A 25189-nucleotide genomic window follows, 5' to 3' on the forward strand; every position below is an offset into this window, starting at 1 on the left:
TAGAATCAGGGTCCTGATCATCTCTCAAGGTATACTTGAACAAAACATCATTTTTAAAATCAACAATTTTCTTTCTTTTCATTATCATAAAAAAGTCCTCCTACTTCTATATACGAGAGTAAGAGGGCAAATTTCTTTTTTATTTTCTACTTCACATAATTTCACATAAAGATGGATTTTGAAGTTATAATTTTTCACATTCTTCTAACCATAATTGAACATTAGCGTCACTTGGCATTCTCAAATCACCACGAGGAGATAAAGCAACACTACCAACTTTTGGACCATCAGGAATACAAGTTCGTTTAAATTGTTGAGTGAAGAAACGACGATAGAAAAGGGTTAGCCATTTCTTGATTGTTTGGTTATCATATTGATCTTGATATGCTAAACAAGCAATACGATAAAGTTTTCTAGGTTCATAATGAAATCTTACATGATGATATAAGAAGAAATCATGTAACTCATATGGACCAACAATATCTTCAGTCTTTTGCACAATTTCATTATCCTTAGCTGGCAATAGTTCAGGAGAAACAGGAGTATTAAGAATATCTTGTAAAGTTTCTTCTAATGGTTGACCTTTATAAAGCGTAGAAACATAATCAACAAGATATCTTACTAATGTTTTAGGGACGGAAACATTGACAGCGTACATACTCATATGATCACCATTATAAGTTGACCATCCCAAAGCAACTTCTGATAAATCGCCTGTTCCAATGACAATACCACCTTCTTGATTAGCAATATCCATAAGAACTTGAGTTCTTTCTCTTGCTTGACAGTTTTCATATGTCACATCATGAATGTTCTCATCATGATGAATATCTTTAAAATGTTGTAATACAGCCTCTGTAATATCAACAGTCTTTGAAGTTACTTTTAATTCTTCCATCATTTTTAATGCATTATTTTTAGTTCGTGAAGTTGTTCCAAAACAAGGCATTGTTACAGCAATAATATCAGAAGAAGGATAACCTAATTTTTGATAAGCCATACTTGCAACCAATAAAGCTAAAGTAGAATCTAGACCACCAGATATCCCAATCACAACTTTTTGAATATGAGTAGCTTTTAATCTTTGGATTAATCCATGAATTTGAATATCAAAGACTTCTTTACAACGCATAGCTCTTTGGCTTTCATCACTAGGAACAAATGGATGAGGATCATAATAACGCTCTAATTCTAAATCTTCATCATCAATTTCAAAAGGAATATAATGATAATGATCATTTCTTGTTTGATATGTTGACATCTCAACACGTTCACTTACAAGTTTATCTAAATCTAAATCAGTATAAATAAGTCCATCTTCATATTGAATAGATTCTTCTAAGATTGCTCCATTTTCAGCAATTAAATGATGATTACTAAAAACAACATCAGTTGTAGATTCACCTAAACCAGCATTACAATAAGCATAACCACAAACAAGTCTAGCACTATGAGAAGATACTAATAAACGACGATAATCTGATTTCGCTGTTAAATCATTACTTGCGGAAGGGTTTAAAATCAATGTTGCACCATTTAAACAATGTTTTGTACTTGGTGGTAAAGGTGCCCATAAATCTTCACAAATCTCAATAGCAATTTTTAAATGTGATTGTTGAAAAGCTTCAAAAATCATATCAGTTCCAAATGGATAATATTCTCCGTTTAAGAATATCTCAGTACACTCTTGAGGTGCACTAGCAAAATGACGACCTTCATAAAATTCATGATAGGTAGGAATATATGTCTTAGGAACAATTCCTAAAATTTCTCCTCCACATATAACAATTGCACAATTATATAATTTATTCATATGAACTAAAGGTGCTCCAATTACAAATAACATATCTAATTCATATGTCTCATCTAAAATGATATCAATTTGTTCTGTGACTTCATTTAAAATACGTTTTTGATAAAATAAATCTTCAATTGTATATCCACTTAAACACAATTCAGGAAATACTAAAACCTTCACATGTTCTTCATTTGCTTTTTTTACATATTCAATAATATTTTTAGCATTTTCTTTGATTTGACCTAATTGAATAGGAAAGCTAGCACATCCAACTCTTACAAATCCATCTTTCATAATCATAACCTCCAATTGGTATATATTATATCATAATCTTAGTATAAACAAAAATAGAGTTTATAGTTAAAATTATTAATAATTTATACAATTTATTGACAGTGCGAAACATCTGTGTTACTGTATTAGTGTATTAATACAGTAGGGAGTGATAAATATGAATGATTTTCATGCAAATACTCCAATATATCTTCAAGTTATGGATGATATAAAAATGCAAATTATGAATGGAACGCTAAAACCAGGAGATAAACTGCCGTCTGTTAGAGAATTGGCAAGTACATTAGAAGTTAATCCTAATACAATTCAAAGAGCATTTGTTGAGTTAGAACGTGAAGGTTTTATGCGAACAGAAAGAGCAGTAGGTAGATTTGTGGCTGATAATCAAGCATTGATTGATGAATGTAGGGATAAGCAAATAAAAAAAATTATAACTTTATTTATTGAACAAATGCAGCAATTAGGTATTTCAAAAGAAGAAATACTACAATATCTTAAGGAGGATGACTATGGAAGAATTAATTCGTATTCAGAACTTAAATAAATCATATGGAAAGAAAAAAGTCTTAAAAAATATTAATTTAAGTTTAACAAGTGGAAAAATTATTGGTTTGTTAGGACCAAATGGTAGTGGAAAAACAACATTAATTAAAATATTAAATGGTTTATTAAAAGACTATCAAGGAGAAATTCTAATTGATCAACAACCTTTAGGTGTTCATTCTAAAAGTATTATTTCATATTTGCCAGATGAACCATATTTTGAAAATTGGATGACTACAACAGATGCTTTAAATCTTTTTAAAGATTTATATCAAGACTTTGATTCTGGTAAGGCTATTTCTTTAATGGAAAGAATGAATATTGAAAAGAATGTAAAGATTAAAGAATTGTCTAAAGGAATGAAAGAAAAATTTCAATTGGCTTTAGTTATGTCTAGAAAAGCTAAGATTTATATTTTGGATGAACCTATTGGTGGTGTTGATCCAGCTGCAAGAGATTTTATACTAGATGTCATTTTAAAAAATTATGCAGAAGATGCAGTTGTTTTGATATCTACACATTTAATAGCTGATATTGAAAAAATATTTGATGAAATTATTTTCTTGAAAAATGGTGAAGTTGTTTTACATGAAGATAGTGAAGAATTAAGAACAAAAAGACAAACATCAATTGATGAAATATTTAGGGAGGAATTCAAATGTTAAAATTAATGAAATATGAATTTATCCATTCTTATCGTACATTTCTTATGTCTTTTGCGGCATTTTTGATAGGTTGCATAATCATGCCTTATGTAATGGACGGATTTTTATCAAAATTACCATTTATAAGTGTAATCTTTGGTTTAGGATTTGCTGTTTTACTGATGGGGATTGCAATTGCTTTATTTGTTAGTATTTTTATGAATTTTAATCGTTCAGTCTTTGAAAGACCTGGTTATTTAACATTGACTTTACCAGTTTCTACTACTGAATTAATTGTAGCAAAAGTTTTAACAGCAGTGATTTGGTTGATTATTGCTGGAATTGTATTAATAGCTGGATTTATTTTAATGATGATTGTGACATCATTTAAGATGGAAGCATTAACTGTGTCGAGTTTAATGTCAGCCGTTACTGAGATTGCTGGAAGTTTTATGAATTATATGGTGCATTATCCATTAGATTTCTTAGGCAATGTGGTTTTTGTTTTAGGAAATTTATTTATAACTGTAGGTAGTATCTATTTTGCATTAACATTGGCTCATTCAAAATGGGTGCGTAAACATCAAATGGTATTTGCTATTATAGGATATTTAGTTTTGAATCTTATAATCGGGTGGATTGCATTAACAGTGTTTGGTGATTATATATCATCTCATACGATGTTTTATGGATTTTATTATATTGTTTTTGGTTTGTTATTGAGTGGATTGACAGTTTATCTGATTGATCATCATATTGAAATTGAATAAGCAAAAAGGTCATCATTAGGATGACCTTTAATGTTTTTGTAAAACAAAATAGTATAGTAAATAAATAATACTTAAAAAAATAGCAGATCCCATGGATAATTCTACAGAAAAAGCATTTGGTAAAGCCGCTTCGATAAAAAGACTAATACAAATAAAGCCAGCAGCAATTATTCCTATCCATTTCTGATGGTTTTTTTTCATGAGATAGATGGGAGCTAAAAACGTACATATCGTTATAATCATAGTAGGAATTAATGAAATAATAGGAATATGATTAAAGAGAAAGATAAGAAAAATAGGGGTATAGTATAATGCGGGTAAAAATCCTAAAATAGTTATCAATGGTTTTATTATCTTCATGGTCTTTCCTCCTTTTTACCATTGTAACAATACAATATGTAAATAGTGTGAAAAAAACGATATTGCTAAAATATCGTTAAAGTAAATGAATTTGATTTTCTTCACAAAGTCTCATTGTTTCTTCATCCCATAAAGAAGCCTGAACTTCACCAATATGTGCTTTTCTTAAAAAGAACATACACAAACGACTTTGACCAATTCCTCCACCAATACTTAGTGGTAAGATATGATTGATAATATTTTGATGATAAGGTAAAGTTAAACGTTCATTCGCATTAGCTTTTTCTAATTGTTCTTTTAAAGCTTGATCATCAACGCGAATACCCATACTTGAAATTTCTAAGGCATCATCTAATTGGGTATTATAAATAAGGATATCAGCATTTAATTTCCAATCATCATAATCAGGTGCACGATTATCGTGCTTATGACCAGATTTTAATAAATCACCAATTTGTAATAAACAAACAGCTTTCTTTTCTTTAGTGATGGCACGTTCTCTTTGCTTAGGTGTTAAGTTAGGATATTTATCTTCTAACTCTTGAGAAGTAATAAAATAAATTTCATCAGGTAAAATAGATTCACCCAATTGAGGATAATGTCTAATCATTAAGAACTCAACATCTAATAAGGCATTATAGATTTTTGAAACAATAGCCTTTAAATAATCCATTGTTCGATCTTCCTTAGCAATCACCATTTCCCAATCCCATTGGTCTACATACATAGAATGGATATTATCAAGTTCCTCATCTTTTCTAATGGCATTCATATCAGTATATAAACCAGTATGACGTTCAAAACCATAGCGGTGTAAAGCATCTCTTTTCCATTTAGCCAAAGAATGAATGATTTCTATTTCATCATCATGATTTAATTCAAATGATGTAAATGAAACAGGTTTTTCTACGCCATTTAAATTATCATTTAAACCAGTATTTTTTAATAAGAATAATGGTGCTGAAACACGTGTAAGACGAAGTTGTTCAGCTAATCTTCTTTCAAATGTATCTTTAATCATTTTAATAGCAACTTCAGTTTCAATTAAGTTTAATTGTGGATGATATCCCTTTGGAATGATAATTTTACTCACGATTAAATCCCCCTCTTTATTTTTTTCTATTATAGTCTATTCAAGAGGGTTAGTCAAAATAATAAATATTTTTTGATAAATTTACGATATAATTCTATAAAAATAAAACTTTTTTCTTGGAAAATCAAAAAAATAGGTAGAAAATATTGAAAATTTCTAATATTATTGACTTGTAAAATAAAATTGTATACAATAAGACAAATAATTGATTGGGGGAATGAATATGAAAGAAAAAATGTATTTAAGTACAAGAGGAAATCAGCAACCATTAAATTTTTATGAAGCTATTTTACAAGGAATTGCAAGTGATGGTGGATTACTTGTTCCTGATTTTAAAATGCCACAAAAAGATTTAAATGCTTTAAAGGATTTAAATTATGTAGATTTAGCAACTGAGATTATTTCTGTATTTACACCAGATGATGTAAAAGAGGATATCAGAGGATTATGTCAAAAAGCATATGGAAGTGGTTTGTTTCCGAAAAATGTTGTTCCAGTGAAAAAAGCAGGTGATGTCTATGTTGCTGAATTATTCCAAGGACCAACAGCAGCTTTTAAAGATATGGCTTTATCATTATTACCACATTTTATGACTTTTTCTTTAAAACAAAAAGGTGAAGATAGGGAAGTTATGATTTTAGCAGCAACTTCTGGAGATACTGGGAAAGCTGCTTTGGAAGGATTTAAAGATGTTGAAGGCACTTGTATTAAGGTTTTTTATCCAATTGATGGGGTTTCACCAATTCAAAAACAACAAATGATTACTCAAACTGGTAAGAATGTTGATGTTATTGGAATTAGGGGGAATTTTGATGATGCTCAAACCGCTGTTAAGAAAGCTTTTAATTCACAAGAACTTAAAGCACTTTGTGATGAACATCATGTTTTCCTTTCATCTGCAAACTCAATCAATATTGGTAGATTAATTCCTCAAATTGTTTATTATTTCTATTCTTATTTTACTTTGGTTAAAGAAGGAGAAGTGGAATTAGGGGAAGCAGTTAACTTTACAATTCCAAGTGGAAACTTTGGAAATTGTTTAGCTGGATATATTGCTAAAGAGATGGGATTACCAATTCAAAAATTTATTATTGCTTCTAATAAAAATAATATTTTAACTGATTTCTTTAAGACTGGTGAATATGATGCGAATCGTGAATTTTATAAAACAAATGCACCAGCAATGGATATTTTAGTTTCAAGTAATTTAGAAAGACTTGTTTATTTCTTATGTCAAGATGCTAGTAAGGTTAAAAAATATATGGATCAATTAAATGAAACGGGTAAATATATTGTTGATGAAGATGTTATGACTAAAGTTAAAGAAAACTTTAAAGCAGGATGGTTAAATGAAAATCAAGTTCTTGAAACAATTGGTGAGTGTTATAAGGAAACAGGATATTTATTAGATACACATACTGCAGTAGGATATGGGGTTTATAAACAATATCAAAAAGAATCTCAAGATCAGACAAAAACAATCTTACTTTCAACAGCATCTCCTTATAAATTCCCTGAATCAGTTTATCAGGCTATTACTGATCAAACATTAGATGAATATAGTGCAATTGATGCTTTAAATGAAACAACTCAAGTTGATATTCCTTATCCATTACAAGGAATTAAAGATAGAAAAGTTTTACACACAAAAGTCATTGATAAAGATTCAATTATTGACTTTATTGGTGAACAAGTAAAGGGGTTATAGATATGAAGGTCAAAGTAAAAGTTCCGGCAACAAGTGCCAATCTTGGACCAGGATTTGACGTGGCAGGATTAGCTGTTACACTGTATAATACATTTACTTTTGAATTAATTGATGAAGGATTACAAATTACTGGATGTCCAGAACAATTTTGTAATGCTGATAATATGACTTATCAAGCATTTGTTGAAGGGGCAAAGGCTTGTGGATTGGATTTTAATGGAGTACGTATTGAATGTAGTGGAGATGTACCTTATACGCGTGGATTAGGAAGTTCATCAACATGTATTGTAGCAGGTATTGTTGGAGCTTATGCATTCGTTGATCGTTATGATGAGCGTCAAGAAATATTAGAACTTGCAACTCAAATAGAAGGGCATCCAGATAACGTTGCACCAGCTATTTTTGGTGGATTAACAGTTTCAGTTATGAGTGATGGTGTAACAACATTGAATATTCCAGTCAAACATGATTATCGTTTTGTTGCATTGATTCCACCATTTACATTATCTACAGAAAAATCACGTTCTGTCTTACCACAAGAATTACCAAGAGCTGATGCGATTGCGAATGTTTCTCATTTAGCATTAATGGTTGCTTCACTTATTAATGGTTATGATGAAGGATTGAAATTAGGATTTAAGGATCGTTTACATCAACCGTATCGTGGACCTTTAATTCAAGGCTTTGCTGAAATTATGAATATTCTTGAAAAAGATGAAAGAATTTTAGGGGCTTATTTATCTGGAGCAGGACCTACAATTATGGTGGTTATTGATGCTGATGATACAAAGGGTGTTGTGCGTATTAAAGAGGAACTTGGTGATTTATTGAAAGATTGGCAAGTTGAAAAATTAGAATTAGATATGCGTGGATATACATGTGATTATTTATAAGATTGCAAATAAGCAATCTTTTCTTTTAGGATCATTTTATGCTATAATACGTTCAGAAATGAAAGAAGGTAAAAAATGAAGAATTATCACACACATACAAAACGTTGTTATCATGCGATTGATAATGAGGAAGATTATATTTTAGCAGCAATTAAATCAGGATATAGTGAATTAGGTTTTAGTGATCATACTCCTTGGCATTATGATTCTTCTTTTCATTCAACTATGCGTATGGAAGAAGATAAATTAGAAGGATATGTTAATACTTTATTAGGATTAAGAGAAAAATATAAAAATCAGATTTCTATTAAGATTGGTTTGGAATGTGAATATTTTGAAAAATATATTCCTTGGTTAAAGAAAACATTAAAAAACTATCCCATTGATTATATTATTTTAGGCAACCATTTTGATGATACAGATGAAACAGGTATTTATTTTGGTCGACCATTGACTCAACAACAGTTAACGAAATATGTGGATAACTGTATAAAAGCTATTCACTCTGGTTTGTATAGCTATGTGGCACATCCAGATTTAGCATGTTATAAAACAGATGACCCATTCTATTATCAAGAAATGAAAAGATTATGTTTGGCTGCAAAGGAAGCCAATATGCCTTTAGAATTTAACTTGTTAGGATACTCAACAAATCGTCATTATCCTAATACAACATTCTTTAAAATTGCTAAAGAAGTGGGAAATAAAGTAATTATTGGAACGGATGCACATGAAAGTTCAGCTTTGTTAGATATGCAAACATATCAACAAGCTAAGGCCTTATTAGAACAAATGGGACTTGAACTCACAGAAGAAATAAAATTTTTGAGATAGATGTCGAAATGACATCTTTTTTCTCATTATAAAAGGTTATAAATATATAAAAAATTATACATATTCATGGTATAATAATTAAGCAAGATGACAATGAAGATATATGGAAATAGAAGCTGGTTACTGATATAAATGAAAAGAGATATTTTTGGGAATACAGAAATCTGTAATTCTAGAAATATCTTAAATTTAGATTTTAGAGGTAAACAATCATAACCAAAACAAAATAGCAATGATTAAATACTAAGTATAGAAAAGGTACATCATCATGAAAAAGATACCAGTAGGAATAGAAAACTTTAAGGAAATTATAGATGATCAATATTATTATATTGATAAGACAGAATTGATAAATGATGTTATGAATGAAAAGCTTGTATTTTATACAAGACCAAGAAGATTTGGAAAAACATTAAATATGAGTATGCTTTATTATTTCTTTTCTCACAAGGAGAAAGATAATGCTTATCTATTTGATGAATTAAATGTTTCTAAAGATAAAGAGACAATGTTACATCAGAATCAATATCCTGTTATATTTATGACTTTAAAAGATATGAAAAGAACTGATTATCATCAACAAATTGATAAATTTGCTTCTCTGATATCTGATATCACGAAAAAAATCCAGAGCTTTATACCAGTCCCTATATTGATGACGATGATAAAAACATCCTAAAGATGTATAAAAATAGAACATGTTCAATGAATGATCTTCAAGATGCATTGTTGAAGTTATCACATTGTCTTTATATGCACTATCAACAAAAAGTGATTATTCTTATAGATGAATATGATGTTCCATTACAATCAGCCTATATAAATGGTTATTATGATGAAATGGTTGATTTCTTAAGAAATCAACCATTTCATCAGCCTTGAAAACTAATGATGCACTAGAAAAAGGAGTTCTGACAGGATGTCTTAGAATATCTAAGGAAAGTATCTTTACAGGACTCAATAATTTCAATGTTTATTCCATCATGGATGAACAATCAAGTACAAGATTTGGTTTTACTCAACAGGAAGTGAATGAATTATTAAATGAATATAATTTTCTTGAACAAAAAGATGAAGTCAAGGAATGGTATGATGGTTATCGGTTCGGCAGTACAGAGATCTATAATCCATGGAGTGTCTTGAAATATGTTTTAAAAGCTATCCAGTCAAAACCAGAACCAGAATCATTCTGGGCGAATACGAGCAGTAATGAACTGGTTGTCAGCTATATAGAAAATGCAAATTATAATATATATCAGGAATTTCTTGCTTTGATGCAAGGTCAATCACTAATTAAGCGTTTGAAGCTTGATTTAACCTATCAGGAGATGGATAATCAGGATAATGTCTATAGCTTTCTATTATTGACAGGTTATTTGAAAGTCATCAGGGAAATCGATATGAATACCTATGAATTGGTTATTCCTAATAAAGAAGTTTACGAAATATATAATAATTTATTCATGGATTATTTCAAGACCTATACCAATGAAAGAAAAGCAAGTTTTGTAAAAGCGTTGCTTGAAGAAAATGAAGAAGCAGCTGATAGTATATTGTCAGATATATTGATGAAAACAATCAGCTACTATGATAATAATGAAGCCTTTTATCATGGATTATTGATGGGATTGTTGAGTGATTATATAGTAGAATCAAATAAAGAGATAGGGGAAGGTCGAGCAGATATTATCATTTATCCACATACCTTTAATGGAAAGGTTATCATCATTGAATGTAAGCATTCTTCAAGAATTGAGGAGATTGTTTCAGACAGTCGAAAAGGTGCGCAACAAATCAAAGATAGGAAGTATTTACAAGGAGTTCTATCTATTGGATATAAGGAAGCAATTGGATATGGAATAGCTTTTCATAAAAAAAGATGTAAAATAACAATGATAAAGTAAGAGGCAATAGGACATATTGCTTCTTTGTCTATTTAAAGAAAAAAATTATAAATTTTTTCTTTCATGATTACAGAATGTAGACATAATTGTGGTATAATGATTAACAAGGAGTGAGAATAATATGGAACATGTAACTGATATAGATAAAAAAGTGTATTTAGAGGATTGTAAAGAAATTGTTAAAACAACAATTGCTTTAGAAAATATAGTTTTAACTGATCATGAATTAACAATCTTAACAGAAGAAATTATGGATACATCATTAATGATGGGTGGAGACTATTCTAAAGAAAATATACGAAATATTGCTGTACAATATGTAAGAAGTAATTTTTTACCACGTTTTAAAGCTGCACACCAAGACTAAAGGAGGTGGATATATGGGATTTGATATTAATATCATGAAGGATTTCATAGATCAAAATCAATCACAGTATGTTGGAAAATATCGTTATCATAGTGGATATCGTACAGAAGAAAAAGCGTTTAAAGTTCATTATTATATGTTAGATCAGAACTTTAGACAAATTGATATTTATGTAGAAATACAATGTAAAGACTGTATAACATATACGTTCTCTGAAGATTTACATGAACAAGAGAAAATATATATTGTTAAAGATGCATTGCAAAGAATTATTAATAAGACAGGATATAAAAGTACTTTACATTATACTCTATATGAAAGTTTTATTAAAACAATATCACATGAAACAACAGTTATTGAACCAATAGATTTTTGTGATTTATTAAATTATATGAAATATCATCATGGGATTAATCAAAAAACAATGGATGAATATTACAAAATCTTTATTCCTTGTTTAGAGATTCATTTAAAAAATAAGAATTATAAGAAATTTATGGATTCAATTAATTTATTATTTAAAAATGTTTTATATCAGTATGAATGGGATGGAACAAATTCTAAATATTTAGATACTGAATACCAATTTCATTTATATTATATAAGACAAATCATACGTATTGTTTATGAACATTTAGATAAGTTTTATAAATATGCATCGGATGAATTATTTGAAGCTATTCAAACTCTATGTTTAAATGCCAGATTTTCATTTGCAATTATGACAGATTTTGGATCAATGGTATTGTCACGATATCTTGTAACTAATGCAATGATTAATTCATTAAAAGAAAAACTTGTTTTAAATGATAAAGATGAAGAAAAAGAAGATGCTAATCTTGTTTTCTCATATATCTATTACATTTTTCATAATGATTATGAACAATATTATGCAGTTGTTTTAAAAGTATTACGTGGTGTTATCAATAATATGTTAACATTCGCAAATCACGATTTAGATTTAGCTTTAGGAAATTCATTGGTTAAAAGTGAAGGTTATCAAGTTATTATAGATTTATTTCATGAAGATTATAATACATTTATATTTACTTGTTTCCCAATTCAGACTTTTCCACTTGAGATGCGACCTAAAGTGAGAGATGAACTTGTGACTGCTATTCAGTTTTTTGCGGCTAGAATGGAAAATGAAAAATATCGTTTAAGTTCTTTTGAACAGGTTATGAACATAAATAGATTACTAACAGATAATTTTAAGGAGTGGTATAAATGAAAAAGAAATTAGCAATTACAGGCGCTGTTGCTTCAACATTAACAGCTTCAACATTAACAGCAAGTTTTGCCCTAGCAAATCAGTTTGCTAAAAAGATGTTATATCGTGAACATTTGAGTAAAGAAGATCAAGGAAATTGGTATGAAGAATTCCATGCTCAAAAGATTAAGATTAAAAATCATAAAGGATTATATTTACAAGCTTATCTCATTGAAAAACCACAAGCAAAAAGAACAATTGTTTGTTTACATCCATTATTATGTTCAGCTTATTCTTTACAAAAGACAGTTGATTATTTACAAAGTATCTTTGAAGATGAAAATATTTTAATGGTTGATGCGAATGCCCATGGATTAAGTGATGGATATATTAGAGGATTTGGTTATCGTGATATTTTTGATTTAATGTATTTTAATACGTATCTTTTACAAAAATATGGCGATGATCATCGTATTATTATGTATGGTAAAGGAATGGGAGCTAATACAATCTTAAATACTGCTGGACTTGGTAAGTTAAAGAATGTTGATTTAATTATTAGTGAAGGTGCTTATGATAATGTTTATCATTATTTATCTTTACGTTGTCAAAAAGAATTGAAGGTTTCAAAAATGATTTGTGGTCCAGTCATTAGAAAGGTCATTAAAGATGAATTAAATGCAGATATTAAAAAGATGAATACTGTTTCTTTGGTAAAGAAGAATACTATTCCAACTGTTTATGTTCATTCTAAAGTGGATGAAGATGTACCATTCCAAATGGTTTTTCCACTTTATAATCATGATTCATCAAATAAATTATTATTTCCAATTAAAGAACAAAACTTATATGAATTAAAAGATAAAGATGATTCTTATTCATTATCTCTTATTGAGTTTATGAATGAAAATATATAAAGAAAAGGAGGAAATATATGTATTTTAAAGAATCACAAGGTTTCCCTAAAGATTTTTTATGGGGAAGTGCTTCTGCAGCTTATCAAGTCGAAGGTGGATGGAATGCAGATGGCAAAGGTCTATCAAACTGGGATAAGTTTGTTAGAATTCCTGGTAAAACATTTAAAGCAACAACAGGAGATAAGGCAGTAGATCATTATCATCGTTATAAAGAAGATGTTAGATTGATGGCAGAAATGGGATTAAAAACATATCGTTTTTCAATTGCCTGGTCAAGAATTTATCCAAATGGAAATGGTGAAATCAATGAAGCCGGTTTAAAATTCTATGATGATTTGATTAATGAATTATTAAAATATGGAATTGAACCAATGGTTACTGTTTATCATTGGGATATGCCACAAGCATTAGAAGATGAATATCATGGTTGGGAAAGTCGTCAAATTGTAGATGATTATGTCAATTATGCAACAACATTATTTAAAAGATATGGTGATCGTGTTAAATACTGGATTACTATGAATGAACAAAATATCTTTACATCATTTGGATGGCTTAAAGGAATGCATCCACCAGGAAAAGAAAATGATATGAAAACTTTCTATCAAGTGAATCATCATGCTAATATGGCTCATGCTGGAGCAGTTTTAGCATTAAAAGAACTTTATCCTGAAGCAAAAGTAGGGGCAAGTTTTGCTTATAGTCCTTGTTATGCATATGACAGAAAACCAGAAAATGCTATGGCTAAGGCTGATTATGATGATTTACAAAATTATTGGTGGATGGATATTTATGCTTATGGACGTTATCCAAGAAGTGCTTGGGCATATTTAGAAAGTCATGGGGTAACTCCAGATGTTTTACCTGGTGATATGGAAACGTTGAAAAAAGCTGCTGCTTTGGTTGATTTTATGGGTGTTAACTATTATCAAACATGTGTTGCTGAATATAATGATATTAATGGTGTAGGTATGAGTAATACTATGAATACAACTGGAAAGAAAGGAACAGCACAAATTCAAGGAATTCCAGGATTATATAAAAATCCAGCTAATGATTATTTGCCAACAACTGATTGGGATTGGACAATCGATCCAATGGGACTTAGAATGTGTTGTCGTGATATTACATCACGTTATGATTTACCAATTGTGATTTCTGAAAATGGATTAGGTGCATTTGATAAAGTAGAAGGTGGAAAGATTCATGATCCATATCGTATTGCATATTTAAAAGCTCATATTGAAGAATTAAAGAAAGCATGTGATGATGGTTGTCGTGTTCTTGCTTATTGTACATGGTCTTACACTGATTTATTAAGTTGGTTAAATGGTTATCAAAAGAGATATGGTTTTGTTTATGTTGATAGAGAAGAAGATGAAAACTCTGGAACATTAAATCGTATTCCTAAAGATTCTTATTATTGGTATAAGAAAGTTATTGAAACAAATGGTGAAGAATTATAGGTGTAGCAAATGCTATACCTTTTTTATATGTAATAATGATGAAATTATCTGTTGAGATTTTAAGATTAAAAAAACCATAGTTCTTTGACTATGGTTTAACGCATTCTTTTGTTTTCTCTTACGACACGACAAGGATTTCCATATGCAATAGTGTTATCAGGAATATCTTTTGTCACAACACTCCCAGCACCAATCACAACATTATCACCAATTGTGACACCAGGCATAATAATGGCTCCTCCACCAATCCAGACATGATTGCCAATCGTTACAGGAGCAGTTTCAGTCTTACAAAAATTGAAATCTGAATCAGCACTATCACCAAATCTATCAAGATAATGTGTGGGATGAAAAGCAGTATAAATTTGAACTCCTGGAGCAATTAAAGCATAATCACCAATAGTAATTTTATTATCATCTAAAAAAGTACAATTCATATTAACCTCACAATTATTACCAAAGAAAATATTACATCCATAATCAACATAGAATGGTGGAGTAATCCAAAGATTATCGCCCATACCACCAAGTAATTGTTTGAGAATTTCTTTTTTTCCTTGAGCATCATGAGAATCTAATAAATTATATTTTCGTGCTAAATCTTTTCCCAAATGCCATAATTCTAATAATTCAGGATCTCCACAATCATATAATTCACCAGCTAGCATTTTTTCTTTTTCTGTCATTTTTCTTCTCCTAAAATAAATTTTTCAATATATTCAGCAACCCCATCATTTTGATTATCTAGAGTTATTGCTTTTGCATATGATTTGGTTAAAGGACTGGCATTTTCCATTGCAATACCAATTCCAACATCATGTATCATGTCTGCATCATTATCGGCATCACCAAAAGCACATATATTTTCTATTTCAATCTGATGCCAAGTACATAGCATATTGATGCCATGACTTTTAGAAAGTTTAGGATGCATATATTCATATTCAATTTTACCAGCTTGTAAAGATTTAACCGCAGGATGTGAAAACAATTGTCCATGTTTGACAATGGTAGGCATATCTTTAGGATCACAAATGACAATCAATTTACTTTGTTGATGCTTGAGCAGTTCTTCAAAATCAACAACTTGATAAGGAATATCATCACTTTTTGCAAGCCTTTGAGCAAGATAATCATCTTTTAATACAGCTAAATAGTTTTCATCATAAATTCCAAAATTAACAGGCATATCATGAAAATGTTTGATAATATCTTTAATAATATCACCATCAATCTGAAAATATCTTTCTTCTTTTTGTAATCTATAATCCTTAATATGTCCACCATTTAATCCAATGATAAAATCTACCATTCCATCCATCTGCCATTTTGGAATAAGATTTTCTACTGAACAAATAGGTCTTCCTGTTGCAAAACCAAATAAAATACCACTTTCTTTTAATTTCTTAATCGCTTGAATATTTCTTTGACTGACAATTTCCTCATTGTTTAAAAAAGTTCCATCTAAATCAGTAATAACCATTTTTATTTTATTCATCATTCTTCTCCAACAATTTCAATAAATCTAAAGGACTTTCAAAAACAAGATCAGGATGATCTATCCCTTCACTTGAAACACTTCCCCATTTAGCATAACCAAAATCCATACCAGCATTGCGTGAAGCTTGATAATCTGATAAAGCATCACCAATATAAATAGCCTCACTGACTTCAATATTTAATCTTTTTATACATTCTAATAAAGGTTCAGGATTTGGTTTGTGTTTTGTTGTATCATCAGCCAAAATAGCAACATCCATAAATTTATCTAATCCTTTATCAACAAAATCAATTTCATATTGTTTAGCAGTTTTAGCTGAAACAACTGCCTGAATAATATGATTATCCTGAAAAGCCTTAAACACTTCCATGAATCCATCATAAAGAGTAGCTCCTTCTTCATATTCATTTACATATTTAACCCATCTTGCATAAGTCTTTTCTTGATCTTTAACACCAAGTTCTTGCATAACTTTCATCCCTGGATAAGCAGCAAACTTTAAGACTTGTTCAAAAGTCCATTCTTCTCCAGTTTCTTCTTTAATAATTTGAATTAAGGGATACATATTCATATTTAAAGTATTTAAGACTGTTCCATCAATATCATAAATAATTGCTTTGTATTTTTTCATTTTTCTTCTCCTTGAATTATTTTATTTAATAGACATTGAATGCCTATGTACTGTAAACCATCAAACATGAGATTCATAAACTCTTGATGATAAATGATTTGATTTTCAATTTTTAATGGAAAAAGATGTAATAAGTAATCTTTTAAAGTTAAGGACTCTGTATTCCATTGGTTGTCAATTGAAATGTGAATAAAAGCTGGATCATAAGTAGAAATAATAATCGTTAATAGAAAACGAAGTAATTCATTAAATTGTTCTTGATGACGACATTCTCTGATGGCTAGATTTAGTGGCTTACCATTATAGGGAATTAAACCAATTTCACCAGATATACCATTTTGACCATTTAATAGTTCATTGTGAGCCATATAAGAACCACCAATTCCCAGTTCATTAATATGTAAATAAAAAGATGGAGTAACTGGATGATTCAAATATTGTCCATAATGCATAGCCTTAACATCATTTTGTAAACAAACGGGAATATCAATAGAATCTTTCAATGTCTGAACCCAAGAATGTTTTTCTAATGAATTAAAATGGTCTGTGATGTAAGTAAGATCTTGTACAATTCCTTCTACTGAAAGAACACAGCAATGAATAGAATATTGTTGAATAATGTGCTGTATTTGTTTAATCAGATCTACTTCAACTTGATAATCGATATGAAAATGAGCTTGTTCTTGTTTATTGTAAATGATATGAACATGCGCAATATGATTTTGAATAAAGATACATAATAAATGAAACTTATCAGTATTTAATGCAAAGCGTGTTGGACATCTTCCACCGGTAGAAAAATCACAACCTATTTCGTGAATAATATTTTGTTTTTGTAAAGAACGTAACATATTTCTTATACTCGGTTGTGATAAATCAGTTTTTTCGATAAGTTCATTAATAGTTGCATTATCATTTAAATAAAGCTCATTTAAAATCATATAGAGATGATTTCTTTTCATATCTTGTAATTTACTATGATTCATAAGCACCTCCATACTTTTATTATACTGTAATAAAAGTAAAAGGCAATAAAAAAAGATATTATAATTTCATATTTTGAAAATAATATAGTCTGTATTGAATATAATAAAGTGTTGTGCTACAATGTGCTGAAAACTGGTTCGAGATAACCCCAGTATAAAAAACTAAGAATGTGAATGATGGTGATGAAACCATCTTTTTTCGCGTTTGACTTCTCACTGTTCTTGAGAAGGAGGAGGACAATATGAATAAAAAACGAGATGTTAAAGTTGTTGCAATAAATGCCATGATTGCATGTGTTTATGCTGTATTGACAATATTATGCTCTGGTCTTTCTTATGGGGCCATTCAATTAAGGTTTTCTGAAATCTTTATTTTTCTTGCTTTTTACAATAAGAAATATATCCCAGGCTTAATTATTGGATGCTTTTTAGCCAATATTCCTTCCCCATTAGGCTTCGCTGATATTATCTTTGGAACACTCGCAACAACACTTGCTACAATTGTGATGTATAAAGTTTCTAATCTTTATATTGGAGCGATTGCTGGTGCTGTTATTAATGGTATTATTGTTGGAGGAGAATTGTATTTTATTTTGCATTTACCATTCTTTATGAATATGTTTTATGTGTTTGTAGGGGAGTTTATTGTTTTGTTAGTAGGATGTTTTCTATTTAAAGAAATACAAAAGCATGATGATTTTATGCAAAAATATTTATTGTCGTAAAAAATGCTTTTAAACTTAATACAAAATAAGTATAATAAAATCAGCGAGGGACCTAAAATGGAAGAAATTAAAAAATTATATAAAAAGTTAACAACACCTATTAAATATAGTCTTATTTTAGTTGTTTATATAATTGTTTCATTGTTAATTTTTTCATTTGCAATAGAGCATCAAATTCAAAAAACAGCAGCAGATAATTTAAAACAAAGTTTGATTTTACAAGCAAATAATATTGAAAAAATCATTGATCAACAACTTCATGCTTTAGAATCATTATCTAGTTTTGCATCAACTCAAGAGACTTTGATCAATAATCATACAATAAATATGGCTACAAGTTTAGATGATAATACACTTATGAGTAAGGTCTATATTATTACTCCAGATGGAATGGCACATACGAGTTTAAATCAAGTTTTTGATGCAAGACACAGACCTTTCTTTAATCGTTCTATGAAAGGTCAAAGAGTTGTTACAAGATCAGTGAGTACAGAAAATGATGATGAGTATCGAATTGTTTTAAGTGTTCCTATTTATAAAGATAAAGCGGTTATTGGAGTTGTTGGAGGTTCATTTAAGTTATCGGATGTAGGTGAACTTATTTTCCCTTCACAAACGTTTAGAGAAAATGGACATGTTTTTGTTGTTAATAGTAATGGTGATTTTATTGCTGTGGATTCTACTGAATATTTTCGTAATGAAAAGAATTTCTTTGATTATTTTGCTGGAGCAGAATTAAAAAATAGCAATTTTAAAAAGATAAAAAAGGAATTAAAGAATGGGAATCCTGATTATTATATTTTAAATGATAATCAAGAAAAGTATTTAGCTTTCTCACCACTTGAAGTTGATGATTGGAGTTTAGGATATGTTATTCCTACGACTGTTGCAGATGCTCCATATCAGTTCTTTTCAAGACATGAGTTAGCATTGTTTGGAATTGTTATATTAGGAGTCACTGTTTATTTAGGCGCTATATTTAATCTGGTTCATAGAGAACAACGTAAATTACGTCGACAAGCAACATATGATGCTTTAACAAATTTATATAACAAGAAAAATACAGAAAAATTAATTGCCGAAAGATTGATCGATTATCAATTGAAAGCTTTACTCATTATTGATTTAGATGATTTTAAAGCAGTTAATGATCAATATGGACATGTTGTAGGTGATCATTTCTTAACGACTGTTGCTCAATCGTTGAAAGAAATTTTTAGAAGTTATGATATTGTTGGAAGAATCGGTGGCGATGAGATGATGATTTTGATGGATCAAATTACAAATCGAGAAGATGTCTTTAAGAAATGTGATGAAATCATTGCTAAAGTCTCTCAAGTTCAAATTGATGAATCTCATCACTATCATGGAAGTTGTAGTATTGGGATTGCTTTTTATCCTAATGATGATGAAACATTTGAAGGTTTATATGAAAAAGCTGATAAAGCCTTATATTGTATAAAAGCCCATGGTAAGAAAGGTTATTGTGAATATAAAAAACAATAACCTTTCTTCACATTTAATACACAATATCTGATTATAATGTGATTAAAGAGTGGAGTGATAAAATGCGTTCAACAGATAAGATGAGAGATTTGACTTTAAAAAATATGATTATTCTAGTGACTTATATTGCTGGATTAATTCTATGTCTGATATATTTTAAGAATATTATGGGTTTTATTGGACAATTGATTGGAATTATTAAACCTTTTATTATTGGTTTTGTATTGGCTTTTATTTTTAATATTCCAATGAAATATTTGATTAAAAAGTTACCAATTAAAAAAGAAAAGGTTAAAAAATTAGTTGCTGCTATATTATCAATTCTATTGGTTTTCTTTGTTTTAACAGTCATTATTATGGTTGTTTTACCACAAGTCATTGAGAACATTCGTATGTTAATTGATAATTTACCAGGAATATTTAGTCAAATTGAAGAATGGTTAAATTATTTCTTTAAAGAAGTTCATTTATCAAAAGATATTCTTATAAAAATAGAAAATTTCCAACAAAATTTAGGACAAACAATTTTGGGTAAATTATCAACATGGGTTCCAAGTATTGCGATTGGCGTTACCCATATTACTTCAACCATTGTGAATATTTTTATGGGCTTTGTGATGGCAGTATATATGTTATTGTCTAAAGATAAATTATTAAGACAAGTAAAAAAAGTTGGACATGCTTTTTTAAATGATCAAAAGTTTAATCAAGCGAGTGAGGTTTTACGTTTAACTTCATCAACTTTTGAAAACTTTTTAGCAGGACAATTGACTGAATCAGTCATTATTGGTGTGTTATGTTATATTGGTTGTATTATTTTAGATATTCCATATGCATCGATTGCTGCTGTAGTTATAGGGTTTACAAATATTATCCCTTATTTTGGACCAATTATTGGGGCAGTTATTTCTTCGGTATTAATTATCTTTGTATCACCAATTAAAGCTGTTATTTTCTTAATATTTAGTACTTTATTACAACAATTTGAATCAAATCTTATTTATCCACATGTTGTTGGAAGTTCAGTGGGATTATCAGCGTTATGGGTTTTATTTGCTGTAAGTGCTGGAGGCGGTTTATTTGGAATACCAGGGATGGTATTTGGTTTACCAACGTTCTCAGTAATATATGAATTAATGCGAAGATGGACAAATCAAAGATTAAAAGAAAAGAATACAAAAGTTGGACTATCGGATTGATAGTCCATTTTTTTGTGTTGTATGATCCATATGAGTACAAATTAAATAATTATTCTATGAGGATACTTTTAAATTTTACGCATATGACAAGTAAAAATAAAGATAGCGAGAGCGTATCCGATAACCCATAAAGGTTCTAGGAGAATAAGAGTATATTTTTGAGCAAAAATGAATTAACTAACATTAACAGCTTTAGGAGTCAATTTTTTCAAACAATCCACAATTAAACGATTTATATTAGTTTGAATTAAAATATCTATTTACAAAATATACTTGGTTTATCAACGAATTTATGCAAAGATTAATCCCATTTTCTAAAGAGCCTAAGTAAAGTTTCAATGGCTTGATTGAATTCTGCTTGTTCATCAGCTGTTAAATGAGTTTGAATTTGTTCTTGCAAAGGGGAAGTATCTAAAGGGTTATCGATGAGAAATTGTTTTCCTTTATCATTAATTCCAATGAGAATACTACGACGATCTTGCGGATCATCTTGACGGTCAATCATTCCATGTTGATAAAGCTTATCAATCATTTGTGTGGCCTGTTGTTTACTTAAACGTAAGTCTCTAGCAATTTCACTCATCTTGACTAAACCACCTTTTTTTAAAATTAATAAACAAAAATATGTTTCATAACTGATGTTTTTATTTTTTTGTTTTTGTTTAATGCTTCTTTCAATTTTATAGTGCCAATGAGGCAAAATATGGATGATATTTTGATATAAAGTTTTTTTCATTTTTTTCCTCCTTAGAATGCCTATTGACATTCATGATAATGTGTCTATAATAGTAAATAAAAGTTTACTATCTATAAAAGTATACTATATAATTATCATAAATGATAATTGGATAAAATGCAAGAATGAAAGGTGTGGTTATGATGGAAATAGATAAAAATAGTTTAGGTTTTCAAATATTACAAAATGCTTTTCGCTTTTTGGTTAATGTTGGTTTTGTTTTTGTGTTTCAAATGATCTTTGGTATGGAAAATACCTTAGTTGGAGTAGCAATTGGAGTTGGTTTTACAATGCTTCCTATGTGTAATTTAGATTTAAAACCAATGACAATGTTTTTAATTATAGTCTTACTTTATGGTGGAAGTGGCTTGATTGGTCAAGTAACACTTATCAATCCCTGGTTAGCTTTTATTGGTAATTTTTTATTTGTAAGTTTAATTATTCTTTTAAGTAATGAACCACTTCATAGTAAACCTAATATTTCTTTTTTATTATGTTTTGTCTTTGCACAATCAACAGTTGTCAAATGGGAACAATTCCCAATGCGTATGATGGCTTGTGTTATAGGTGGACTATTCGTTGGAGGATGTGTTTTATGGCGTTGGCATTCACATCATTATGGAGGAGATATTGGTTTTAAAGAACAAATTTTAAGATGTCAAAAGAATCGTAGTTATTTATTAAGAATGTCATTTGGAATAGCTTTAGCCATGTTAATTGGAAGCTTGCTGCAATTAAGAAAACCATTATGGATAAGTATTGTTGTGATGTCTTTAACACAGCTTGAATTTAGTGAAACTTTAGAAAGAATTAAACATCGTTTTATTGGAACTTTAATTGGAGTCGTTTTGTTTTTTATATTTTTTCAAGTGTTGATTCCTCAAAAATATGCCATTTGGGTTGTAATGTTACTTGGGTATGTGGGATTCTTTTTACCTGATTATAAGTATAAACAAGTTATTAATGCAGTGAGTGCTCTTAATGCATCACTTGTTATTTTGGATACAATGACAGCTATTGAAACACGTATTCTTTGTTTAACAGCGGGAATCTTGATTGTCTTGATGATTTATTTGATGACAAAATTAATAAGAAAACTTCATATAAAATCAATGGATTTATTAAAGAATCAAATTGATCAGTTCTTTTTAAATATGGAAACAAAAAAAGAAGTAGCCATGAAATAACTTTAAAGGTCATTTCATGACTACTTTTTAAATAGCTTTAGTATATTCTTTTAACCAAGCCTTTTCTTCATCTGTTAAATAAGGTGAAATATTTTCATAAACAGCTTGATGATAATCATTTAACCATTTCTTTTCTTTATAAGTCAATAAGTTTTCATCAATAGCGTCTAAATCAATTGGAACATAAGTTAATACATCAAAATGCATAAATTGTCCATATTCATTTTCAACTCCATCAACACATAATAATTCATTTTCAATACGAATACCATATTGACCTTCTAAATAAATACCTGGTTCATCAGTTACAATCATACCAGCTTCTAATTTACATTCTTCTTCTTGAAGGCGTGGACGAGGACGAATGCTATGAGGTCCTTCATGAACATTTAAGAAATGACCAACACCATGTCCAGTTCCACATTGATAATCAATATCTTCTTGCCACATTGGTGTTCTTGCAAGGATATCTAAACTTAATCCTGTTGCTCCATATAAGAAGTGTGCATTTTGTAAAGCTAACATACCTTGTAATACCATTGTAAAATGTTTCTTTTGAATAGGCGTTAACTCACCTAAAGCAAAAGTTCTTGTAATATCAGTCGTTCCATCTAAATATTGACCACCACTATCAATTAATAAGAAACCATTTCCTTCAACCGTTGCATGATCTTCTTTAGTTGCATGATAATGCATTAATGCAGCATTTTCATTCCATCCACAAATTGTCGTAAAACTTAAATCAGTAAATAAGTCTTGTTCTTGTCTAAAGCTAGCCACTTTATCAGATATACTGATTTCATCCATTGGAACTTTACCATAATTGGTTTTTAACCAATACATGAATTTAGTTATAGCTACACCATCTTTGATATGAGCATTTTTTGTATTTTTAATTTCAACATCATTTTTAATTGCTTTAAATGCTTGTGATGGATTTAAGCCATCAACAATATCACACTCTATTTGACTAAATAATTGATAATTGATACTGTTTGTATTTAATAAAACACGTCCTTTAAGATGAGCAACATCATCATAGATTTGATGATATCCTTTAATTAAAATATTTTCCTTTTGATAAGCTTTTACCATATCTAAATCATAAGTACCATTTTGTAAATATAAATAAGATTGATCTAAAGTAATTAAAGCAAAAGCCATCACTGTAGGTGATTGAGGTATATCACTACCACGAATATTAAAAATCCAAGCAATATCATCAAGTGTAGAAACGATATGTGATTGACAATCATTTTCTTTCATATACTCTTGAATAATTTCAATCTTTTCATGAGCAGATAATCCATGATATTTCGCATCATAAATATAAGCCTTTTGACAAGACATAGCTGGTCTATCAGGCCAAAACTCTTTCATTAAATCCACATTAGCAATCTTATAATCAACATCTAATTTTTCTTCTAAGTCTAAAACAAATTGACATGTCATAGTTTGTCCATCAAACCCAATCACATCATCGTTTTTTACATGTTCAGCTAAAAATTCTAATAAAGTAGGAACCCCTTTTTGTGCCATTTTCATTAAAGTAATGCCTTCTTCTAATTGTTTAGCAGCTTGAATAAAATATCTTCCATCTGTCCATAAATAAGCACTATCTAAAGTTACTAATAATGTTCCAGCACTACCAGTAAATCCACTTAAATAAGCACGAGATTGGAAATGTTCACCAACTGTTTCAGATTGATGATCATCATCAGTTGGAACAATATAATAATCAATTTGTTTTTCTTTTAATAATTCTTGAAATTCTTTTATCATTTATATCACCCTCGATTCTCTAACTATTAATACTTTACCACATTTTTACGCTTTTGAATAATAAAATGTGTTAAAATGAAGTTGCAATATTAAAAAAAGGCAGTTGCAACTTTACGTTGACAAAAAGCAAGAGAA

Annotated in this window: 26 protein-coding genes and 1 riboswitch; of the genes, 17 read left to right on the forward strand and 9 right to left on the reverse strand. The window is 29.3% G+C overall.

Annotation, left to right across the window (positions count from 1 at the left end; all coding sequences use genetic code 11):
- Positions 1 to 184 precede the first annotated feature (184 nt).
- Entirely contained in the window at positions 185 to 2092 is a 1908-nt protein-coding gene (locus EDD60_RS07505) for an NAD(+) synthase (protein WP_066446771.1), read from the reverse strand.
- 157 nt (positions 2093 to 2249) lie between these two features.
- On the opposite strand from EDD60_RS07505, the gene EDD60_RS07510 reads away from it, so the two are divergent.
- Genes EDD60_RS07510 through EDD60_RS07520 form a run of 3 tightly spaced genes read left to right on the forward strand, consistent with a single transcriptional unit; the run spans position 2250 to position 4049 of the window.
- Positions 2250 to 2636 (forward strand): GntR family transcriptional regulator, encoded by a 387-nt coding sequence (locus EDD60_RS07510; RefSeq protein WP_066446778.1) that lies wholly within the window; start codon positions 2250 to 2252, stop codon positions 2634 to 2636.
- Positions 2602 to 3300, forward strand: coding sequence for an ABC transporter ATP-binding protein (locus EDD60_RS07515; protein WP_066446780.1), 699 nt, complete (start codon positions 2602 to 2604; stop codon positions 3298 to 3300). The genes EDD60_RS07510 and EDD60_RS07515 overlap by 35 nt, the downstream gene beginning before the upstream one ends.
- Complete coding sequence (locus tag EDD60_RS07520) at positions 3294 to 4049, forward strand: hypothetical protein (protein ID WP_066446782.1); 756 nt, start codon at positions 3294 to 3296, stop codon at positions 4047 to 4049. Before EDD60_RS07515 ends, EDD60_RS07520 begins: the two co-directional genes overlap by 7 nt.
- A gap of 27 nt (positions 4050 to 4076) precedes the next feature.
- Here EDD60_RS07520 and EDD60_RS07525 read toward each other — a convergent pair whose 3' ends face one another.
- Positions 4077 to 4409 carry a hypothetical protein gene (locus EDD60_RS07525; RefSeq protein WP_066446784.1) on the reverse strand — a complete coding sequence of 111 codons (333 nt, stop codon included), beginning with the start codon at positions 4407 to 4409 and terminating at the stop codon, positions 4077 to 4079.
- A 76-nt stretch (positions 4410 to 4485) separates the two neighbouring features.
- Positions 4486 to 5502, reverse strand: coding sequence for an aspartate--ammonia ligase (gene asnA, locus EDD60_RS07530; RefSeq protein ID WP_066446787.1), 1017 nt, complete (start codon positions 5500 to 5502; stop codon positions 4486 to 4488).
- A gap of 223 nt (positions 5503 to 5725) precedes the next feature.
- On the opposite strand from asnA, the gene thrC reads away from it, so the two are divergent.
- From thrC to EDD60_RS07575, 10 genes are all read left to right on the forward strand, one after another.
- Positions 5726 to 7210, forward strand: coding sequence for a threonine synthase (gene thrC / locus EDD60_RS07535; protein WP_066446789.1), 1485 nt, complete (start codon positions 5726 to 5728; stop codon positions 7208 to 7210).
- 2 nt (positions 7211 to 7212) lie between these two features.
- Positions 7213 to 8103 carry a homoserine kinase gene (thrB, locus tag EDD60_RS07540; RefSeq protein WP_066446793.1) on the forward strand — a complete coding sequence of 297 codons (891 nt, stop codon included), beginning with the start codon at positions 7213 to 7215 and terminating at the stop codon, positions 8101 to 8103.
- 75 nt (positions 8104 to 8178) lie between these two features.
- Positions 8179 to 8937, forward strand: a complete 759-nt coding sequence (locus tag EDD60_RS07545; RefSeq protein ID WP_066446795.1) for a histidinol-phosphatase — start codon at positions 8179 to 8181, stop codon at positions 8935 to 8937.
- Positions 8938 to 9205: 268 nt separating this feature from the next.
- On the forward strand, positions 9206 to 9616 hold the full coding sequence (locus EDD60_RS16655) for an AAA family ATPase (protein ID WP_132226349.1): 411 nt from the start codon (positions 9206 to 9208) through the stop codon (positions 9614 to 9616).
- Between the two features lie 26 nt (positions 9617 to 9642).
- Complete coding sequence (locus tag EDD60_RS16660; protein ID WP_257529139.1) at positions 9643 to 9819, forward strand: AAA family ATPase; 177 nt, start codon at positions 9643 to 9645, stop codon at positions 9817 to 9819.
- Positions 9820 to 9920: 101 nt separating this feature from the next.
- On the forward strand, positions 9921 to 10841 hold the full coding sequence (locus tag EDD60_RS16665) for a PD-(D/E)XK nuclease domain-containing protein (protein WP_449560096.1): 921 nt from the start codon (positions 9921 to 9923) through the stop codon (positions 10839 to 10841).
- 121 nt (positions 10842 to 10962) lie between these two features.
- Positions 10963 to 11208, forward strand: a complete 246-nt coding sequence (locus EDD60_RS07560; protein ID WP_066445983.1) for a hypothetical protein — start codon at positions 10963 to 10965, stop codon at positions 11206 to 11208.
- Between the two features lie 13 nt (positions 11209 to 11221).
- Positions 11222 to 12439, forward strand: a complete 1218-nt coding sequence (locus EDD60_RS07565; protein WP_132226350.1) for a hypothetical protein — start codon at positions 11222 to 11224, stop codon at positions 12437 to 12439.
- Entirely contained in the window at positions 12436 to 13335 is a 900-nt protein-coding gene (locus EDD60_RS07570; RefSeq protein ID WP_066445977.1) for an alpha/beta hydrolase, read from the forward strand. Before EDD60_RS07565 ends, EDD60_RS07570 begins: the two co-directional genes overlap by 4 nt.
- A 17-nt stretch (positions 13336 to 13352) precedes the next feature.
- Positions 13353 to 14801 carry a glycoside hydrolase family 1 protein gene (locus EDD60_RS07575; RefSeq protein WP_066445974.1) on the forward strand — a complete coding sequence of 483 codons (1449 nt, stop codon included), beginning with the start codon at positions 13353 to 13355 and terminating at the stop codon, positions 14799 to 14801.
- A gap of 95 nt (positions 14802 to 14896) precedes the next feature.
- Here the strand turns inward: EDD60_RS07575 and EDD60_RS07580 are convergent, their stop codons facing one another.
- Genes EDD60_RS07580 through EDD60_RS07595 form a run of 4 tightly spaced genes read right to left on the reverse strand, consistent with a single transcriptional unit; the run spans position 14897 to position 17919 of the window.
- Positions 14897 to 15487: a sugar O-acetyltransferase gene (locus EDD60_RS07580; protein ID WP_066445973.1), complete on the reverse strand. Its 591-nt coding sequence runs from the start codon at positions 15485 to 15487 to the stop codon at positions 14897 to 14899.
- Complete coding sequence (locus EDD60_RS07585; protein ID WP_066445970.1) at positions 15484 to 16299, reverse strand: HAD family hydrolase; 816 nt, start codon at positions 16297 to 16299, stop codon at positions 15484 to 15486. Before EDD60_RS07585 ends, EDD60_RS07580 begins: the two co-directional genes overlap by 4 nt.
- Positions 16292 to 16933: an HAD family hydrolase gene (locus EDD60_RS07590; RefSeq protein WP_066445968.1), complete on the reverse strand. Its 642-nt coding sequence runs from the start codon at positions 16931 to 16933 to the stop codon at positions 16292 to 16294. The genes EDD60_RS07585 and EDD60_RS07590 overlap by 8 nt, the downstream gene beginning before the upstream one ends.
- The gene (locus EDD60_RS07595) at positions 16930 to 17919 is read right to left on the reverse strand and encodes a MarR family transcriptional regulator (RefSeq protein ID WP_066445967.1); all 990 of its coding nucleotides are present in this window, start codon (positions 17917 to 17919) and stop codon (positions 16930 to 16932) included. Before EDD60_RS07595 ends, EDD60_RS07590 begins: the two co-directional genes overlap by 4 nt.
- Before the next feature lie 127 nt (positions 17920 to 18046).
- Positions 18047 to 18091: riboswitch (PreQ1 riboswitch) on the forward strand.
- 70 nt (positions 18092 to 18161) lie between these two features.
- Here EDD60_RS07595 and EDD60_RS07600 point away from each other — a divergent pair.
- The 3 genes from EDD60_RS07600 (at position 18162) to EDD60_RS07610 (ending at position 21349) form a co-directional block, all read left to right on the forward strand.
- Positions 18162 to 18644 carry a QueT transporter family protein gene (locus tag EDD60_RS07600; protein WP_066445955.1) on the forward strand — a complete coding sequence of 161 codons (483 nt, stop codon included), beginning with the start codon at positions 18162 to 18164 and terminating at the stop codon, positions 18642 to 18644.
- Positions 18645 to 18701: 57 nt separating this feature from the next.
- Entirely contained in the window at positions 18702 to 20150 is a 1449-nt protein-coding gene (locus tag EDD60_RS07605) for a sensor domain-containing diguanylate cyclase (protein WP_066445951.1), read from the forward strand.
- A 62-nt stretch (positions 20151 to 20212) separates the two neighbouring features.
- Positions 20213 to 21349 carry an AI-2E family transporter gene (locus tag EDD60_RS07610; RefSeq protein WP_066445947.1) on the forward strand — a complete coding sequence of 379 codons (1137 nt, stop codon included), beginning with the start codon at positions 20213 to 20215 and terminating at the stop codon, positions 21347 to 21349.
- A 301-nt stretch (positions 21350 to 21650) separates the two neighbouring features.
- Here EDD60_RS07610 and EDD60_RS07615 read toward each other — a convergent pair whose 3' ends face one another.
- Positions 21651 to 22085: a MarR family winged helix-turn-helix transcriptional regulator gene (locus tag EDD60_RS07615; RefSeq protein ID WP_066445944.1), complete on the reverse strand. Its 435-nt coding sequence runs from the start codon at positions 22083 to 22085 to the stop codon at positions 21651 to 21653.
- A gap of 143 nt (positions 22086 to 22228) precedes the next feature.
- On the opposite strand from EDD60_RS07615, the gene EDD60_RS07620 reads away from it, so the two are divergent.
- Complete coding sequence (locus EDD60_RS07620) at positions 22229 to 23272, forward strand: FUSC family protein (RefSeq protein ID WP_243646654.1); 1044 nt, start codon at positions 22229 to 22231, stop codon at positions 23270 to 23272.
- 27 nt (positions 23273 to 23299) lie between these two features.
- Here EDD60_RS07620 and EDD60_RS07625 read toward each other — a convergent pair whose 3' ends face one another.
- A complete protein-coding gene (locus EDD60_RS07625; RefSeq protein WP_066445938.1) occupies positions 23300 to 25054 on the reverse strand; it encodes an aminopeptidase P family protein in 1755 nt (584 codons plus the stop codon).
- Positions 25055 to 25189 lie beyond the last annotated feature (135 nt).

The organism is Longibaculum muris, assembly GCF_004343035.1.
GTDB classification, from domain to species: Bacteria; Bacillota_I; Bacilli_A; order Erysipelotrichales; family Coprobacillaceae; genus Longibaculum; species Longibaculum muris.

What these genes read in the sequence shown, in the direction of transcription:
- EDD60_RS07505 (WP_066446771.1), bottom strand. Translation starts at nt 2,092, where the DNA reads ATGAAAGATGGATTTGTAAGAGTTGGATGTGCTAGCTTTCCTATTCAA.
- EDD60_RS07510 (WP_066446778.1), top strand. Translation starts at nt 2,250, where the DNA reads ATGAATGATTTTCATGCAAATACTCCAATATATCTTCAAGTTATGGAT.
- EDD60_RS07515 (WP_066446780.1), top strand. Translation starts at nt 2,602, where the DNA reads ATGGAAGAATTAATTCGTATTCAGAACTTAAATAAATCATATGGAAAG.
- EDD60_RS07520 (WP_066446782.1), top strand. Translation starts at nt 3,294, where the DNA reads ATGTTAAAATTAATGAAATATGAATTTATCCATTCTTATCGTACATTT.
- EDD60_RS07525 (WP_066446784.1), bottom strand. Translation starts at nt 4,409, where the DNA reads ATGAAGATAATAAAACCATTGATAACTATTTTAGGATTTTTACCCGCA.
- thrC (WP_066446789.1), top strand. Translation starts at nt 5,726, where the DNA reads ATGAAAGAAAAAATGTATTTAAGTACAAGAGGAAATCAGCAACCATTA.
- thrB (WP_066446793.1), top strand. Translation starts at nt 7,213, where the DNA reads ATGAAGGTCAAAGTAAAAGTTCCGGCAACAAGTGCCAATCTTGGACCA.
- EDD60_RS07545 (WP_066446795.1), top strand. Translation starts at nt 8,179, where the DNA reads ATGAAGAATTATCACACACATACAAAACGTTGTTATCATGCGATTGAT.
- EDD60_RS16655 (WP_132226349.1), top strand. Translation starts at nt 9,206, where the DNA reads ATGAAAAAGATACCAGTAGGAATAGAAAACTTTAAGGAAATTATAGAT.
- EDD60_RS16660 (WP_257529139.1), top strand. Translation starts at nt 9,643, where the DNA reads ATGAATGATCTTCAAGATGCATTGTTGAAGTTATCACATTGTCTTTAT.
- EDD60_RS16665 (WP_449560096.1), top strand. Translation starts at nt 9,921, where the DNA reads ATGGATGAACAATCAAGTACAAGATTTGGTTTTACTCAACAGGAAGTG.
- EDD60_RS07560 (WP_066445983.1), top strand. Translation starts at nt 10,963, where the DNA reads ATGGAACATGTAACTGATATAGATAAAAAAGTGTATTTAGAGGATTGT.
- EDD60_RS07565 (WP_132226350.1), top strand. Translation starts at nt 11,222, where the DNA reads ATGGGATTTGATATTAATATCATGAAGGATTTCATAGATCAAAATCAA.
- EDD60_RS07570 (WP_066445977.1), top strand. Translation starts at nt 12,436, where the DNA reads ATGAAAAAGAAATTAGCAATTACAGGCGCTGTTGCTTCAACATTAACA.
- EDD60_RS07575 (WP_066445974.1), top strand. Translation starts at nt 13,353, where the DNA reads ATGTATTTTAAAGAATCACAAGGTTTCCCTAAAGATTTTTTATGGGGA.
- EDD60_RS07580 (WP_066445973.1), bottom strand. Translation starts at nt 15,487, where the DNA reads ATGACAGAAAAAGAAAAAATGCTAGCTGGTGAATTATATGATTGTGGA.
- EDD60_RS07585 (WP_066445970.1), bottom strand. Translation starts at nt 16,299, where the DNA reads ATGAATAAAATAAAAATGGTTATTACTGATTTAGATGGAACTTTTTTA.
- EDD60_RS07590 (WP_066445968.1), bottom strand. Translation starts at nt 16,933, where the DNA reads ATGAAAAAATACAAAGCAATTATTTATGATATTGATGGAACAGTCTTA.
- EDD60_RS07595 (WP_066445967.1), bottom strand. Translation starts at nt 17,919, where the DNA reads ATGAATCATAGTAAATTACAAGATATGAAAAGAAATCATCTCTATATG.
- EDD60_RS07600 (WP_066445955.1), top strand. Translation starts at nt 18,162, where the DNA reads ATGAATAAAAAACGAGATGTTAAAGTTGTTGCAATAAATGCCATGATT.
- EDD60_RS07605 (WP_066445951.1), top strand. Translation starts at nt 18,702, where the DNA reads ATGGAAGAAATTAAAAAATTATATAAAAAGTTAACAACACCTATTAAA.
- EDD60_RS07610 (WP_066445947.1), top strand. Translation starts at nt 20,213, where the DNA reads ATGCGTTCAACAGATAAGATGAGAGATTTGACTTTAAAAAATATGATT.
- EDD60_RS07615 (WP_066445944.1), bottom strand. Translation starts at nt 22,085, where the DNA reads ATGAAAAAAACTTTATATCAAAATATCATCCATATTTTGCCTCATTGG.
- EDD60_RS07620 (WP_243646654.1), top strand. Translation starts at nt 22,229, where the DNA reads ATGGAAATAGATAAAAATAGTTTAGGTTTTCAAATATTACAAAATGCT.
- EDD60_RS07625 (WP_066445938.1), bottom strand. Translation starts at nt 25,054, where the DNA reads ATGATAAAAGAATTTCAAGAATTATTAAAAGAAAAACAAATTGATTAT.